Origin of the sequence: uncultured Gimesia sp. (assembly GCF_963972345.1) — a bacterium.
In the GTDB taxonomy this organism is placed as follows: Bacteria; Planctomycetota; Planctomycetia; order Planctomycetales; family Planctomycetaceae; genus Gimesia.
The window spans coordinates 1-3,243 of record NZ_CAXAVM010000338.1; the positions used below are offsets into that span (position 1 = coordinate 1).

Sequence of the window (3,243 nt, forward strand, 5' to 3'; positions counted from 1 at the left end):
CCTCCACAAAGGACATGAATGGAGGAGGCGGAGAGCAGTATGACTGAATCAACAACATCCCCCGATATACTTAAGAAGAAGGCCCTGGAATCGGTCATCAAGAAAGCAAATGCGGGGGATCAGAATGCCCTCAGGGTGTTACGGAAGTTTCTCGATCAGCAACCTCAGATCTGGGATGAAGTAGGAGACGTTGCCAAGATCGCTGAGAAGGCGTGGATCACACTGATTGCGAACGGCGACTCCCTGATCCAGGAATCACTTCAGAAAAAACTGGATGCGATCAAACAGGAGATTCTAGGCGACTCTGATCATATCTTTGGTCAAATGCTCGCAGATGTGATTCGAGCCACCTGGCTGGAAATGCATTACCTGATGAGTATCGACGCTGATGCCACTAACAGAACAGCATGCCAGAGTACTTTGATGATAAAACGTCTTGAATCCGCCCAACGCAGGTATACATCAGCGATCAAGCAGTACTGCCAGATCAAGAAACTGCTGCCGAACGAATACCGTCAGCCCGATCTCAGGATTTTCAGGCCGCGACAGGAAACGGCATAGAATTATCACTTTTATTACCGCCGAACGGTACTTGACTGTGATCAGTGAGATTTTCAACAGTGCTCTACCCGAGAAAGCATGAGCACCGAGTGAGTCATCGACGAAACCTAAGCAGACTGTATGGTCTTTGATCCCATGAAATGTCGAGCACCAGAATTGACACAAAATAAATTGAACACTCTTTACAGTATCAGTCCTCTTTCATTAGCAGGACCTGAACGAGTTCATTGATTTCATGGTCGCTCAGACTAATGACGGTTTCTTCCAGTATCTGGCGGATGTACTCTCGACTACAGCGGGTAACAGAGCAGCCGACGTAATTGCCTTCCGGAACCGTTCGTGGCCGGTGTCCCGGAAATGATCGATGTAATCGTCAAAGACATACCCGATGCTGACGCAGGTTTCCGACTGCTGTTTTCCGCAAAGCCGTTCCCCCAGTATCAAAAAAAGCTGGTCTGGCTCCGTGGCGAGGGGGACGGCAACTACTACCGCTTCTCCGATTCCGAGATGGAAGGCTGGATCTGTCCGGCAATGTTCAAGTATTACAAGACTGCCCCCAAAGAGCTGTATGTCAAAGCCGAACTCCTGAAATAAGCAGGAACAGCGAGCCCCGCCTCCCTTTTTGGTGTCACTCTCAATTCCGGCAGAACAGACGTTTGACGAAAGCCCTGAACCCCTACTATATTAGGACTCACCTCCAACCCCCGTAGCTCAGTTGGATAGAGCAATGCTTTCCTAAAGCATTGAATGGCCCGAGTTCTATTCGGGATCTATTCGATTTTGTGATATGCACAGAAGTTTATTAACCCTGTCGCGTTCGTGTGAGGCAGGACTTTTCTTTTAATTTGGCAACAGAGGTGGCTAAGATTTCTGAGGCTCTTGTTTAAAAAGCCCGAAGAAATACAACAATGACCAGCCTAGTGCTTGATAAGTGAAGTACGTGTATAATCGCATTGAAAGCAAGAGATCGGGATCAACTGCAGGTTCAGTCGTCCCTTCCTTTATCACACGATAATCAGACAGTGCAATAATAGAGATCAACCAGCTAAGAGAGCCAATAGCTAATAATGTCACGATGATCATCGAAACCCATCCCTGCCAACGATGGGTTTTTTCCTTTCTTAACTCGTTCCAATTTTCAAAATCCATCCATCGGACAATCAACGTCATGATTGGTAAATAGGTCCCGATGTAAGAAAGAAAGGCAGATTGATATTCGCTATTGGACTCTACACCTACTTGTTCAAAATAATGGTGAACCCATTTACCAAATATAATAAGTAATCCGCTTAAAATTAAAAAAATTGCGATAGTCCCAATTATGTACCAGCGATATTTTTCAGAGGAAACAATGTAACTTCCACTAGGCTTTCTTTGAGATCTATTCATCGATACTCTCTCATTAGATGAGCGTGTTTGTTAAGTGCCAATTTTAATTTAGTCAGAAAATCTTTGGTGAGTTGATCTGGTGGTGTAACTTGTGAAGGACCGTAATCAGTCCTAAGGTACCTTATACATTTTGCATCAATTTTTACCTTCTTTGTATCAGACTTTACTGTGGCAACAATCATTTCGCTGTCAATGAACTCTCTGTTTTCCCTAGGAATCGTATAGAGTGTAACCACATCATCAATAATACGCGTGCTCTTGTTGTCTACCGAGTACCCGAGGTGGTCAACCAAAGAATCCTCGATTGCACTAGCGAGCTTCACTGCATTGACACCAGTGGGATTAGGATGAATGTTGCCGAACTCAACCAATGCTGATTGAGTATTACCCGGGATCACTTCTATCCGTCTAGACATTTCACGCACTTCAATTGCGTTAGTTGGAAAACTGTTTCGAGTGTCTGAACAAGGAACTCTTGGGCCTATTTCGTATGAACACGGATATTGTGGATAGTATCCAAGCTTACACGGATAATGGGCGCACCCTGCAAGCAGGCAGATCGCCGAAAAATACAATGTAGGCGTACGGACATTCATGAGAGTTGCCGTAATCAAAGTGGAGATAATGAGGAGTAGAGAGATGAGAGGGCAGAAGAATACAGGTATTGATATGATCACGCAATACCTGTTTTAAAGAGTTTATAAGCCATTGCTTTGTATGTGTTTATATTTTCTGGAGGCTTTATTCACTGAGTTTAAGTGTGAATGTCATGAAGTTCCCCAGAAATAGTGGGCGCTGGGTTTAGGTTATTGTACGCCCATCACAGCCGGTTCCAAAAACTGTTATGCAATGCGATTTGCTGAACGGTGGCGGGGCGTGCCTGGACATCCCTTCGAGCAGGGATTCGATCTGAAGCTGATACCGGAAAAACTGACTGAGCCTCTGCGCTGGGTACGCTCTCGAAAAATCTTTGTCTGTTCAATGAGTGATCTGTTTCATGAAGACGTTCCGGACGATTTCATTGTGCAGGCCTTTAAAGTCATGGTGTCAGTAAACTGGCATACATTCCAGGTGCTGACGAAACGGTTTGGCTGGCTGTGGGGACCCCGAGCAAATTGTCCGCAAGCTGCGTGATGCGGATGCGATGCTGAATGCCGGTAAAGACCTGCGCTTCCGTGCTACAGACCTTGGAGGTCAGTCAATCCACTTATCTGCGCTGGCGGAATCAGTATGGCGGTATGAAATCGGAAGAAGCCAAGCGTCTCAAACAACTGGAAGACGAGAATAAACGAC

The 3,243-nt window shown here is 45.7% G+C and carries 5 protein-coding genes and 1 pseudogene; 4 read left to right on the top strand and 2 right to left on the bottom strand.

All coding sequences use genetic code 11. The annotated features are described in order from the left end of the window. Positions 1 to 39: 39 nt before the first annotated feature. Together AACZ40_RS28715 and AACZ40_RS28720 are read left to right on the top strand one after the other, a co-directional pair. Positions 40 to 561, top strand: coding sequence for a hypothetical protein (locus AACZ40_RS28715; RefSeq protein WP_291166769.1), 522 nt, complete (start codon positions 40 to 42; stop codon positions 559 to 561). A 339-nt stretch (positions 562 to 900) separates the two neighbouring features. Then, positions 901 to 1,155: a DUF6717 family protein gene (locus AACZ40_RS28720; RefSeq protein ID WP_339677072.1), complete on the top strand. Its 255-nt coding sequence runs from the start codon at positions 901 to 903 to the stop codon at positions 1,153 to 1,155. A 267-nt stretch (positions 1,156 to 1,422) separates the two neighbouring features. Here AACZ40_RS28720 and AACZ40_RS28725 read toward each other — a convergent pair whose 3' ends face one another. After that, the gene (locus AACZ40_RS28725) at positions 1,423 to 1,950 is read right to left on the bottom strand and encodes a hypothetical protein (protein WP_291166773.1); all 528 of its coding nucleotides are present in this window, start codon (positions 1,948 to 1,950) and stop codon (positions 1,423 to 1,425) included. Further along, the gene (locus tag AACZ40_RS28730; RefSeq protein WP_291166775.1) at positions 1,947 to 2,366 is read right to left on the bottom strand and encodes a hypothetical protein; all 420 of its coding nucleotides are present in this window, start codon (positions 2,364 to 2,366) and stop codon (positions 1,947 to 1,949) included. The genes AACZ40_RS28725 and AACZ40_RS28730 overlap by 4 nt, the downstream gene beginning before the upstream one ends. A gap of 403 nt (positions 2,367 to 2,769) precedes the next feature. Between AACZ40_RS28730 and AACZ40_RS28735 the strand changes: the two genes are divergently transcribed. Together AACZ40_RS28735 and AACZ40_RS28740 are read left to right on the top strand one after the other, a co-directional pair. Further along, the gene (locus AACZ40_RS28735) at positions 2,770 to 3,084 is read left to right on the top strand and encodes a DUF5131 family protein (protein WP_291166861.1); all 315 of its coding nucleotides are present in this window, start codon (positions 2,770 to 2,772) and stop codon (positions 3,082 to 3,084) included. Next, positions 3,038 to 3,243 (top strand): annotated as a pseudogene (locus AACZ40_RS28740) (transposase); the annotation flags it as partial. The gene AACZ40_RS28735 and the pseudogene AACZ40_RS28740, both read left to right, overlap by 47 nt.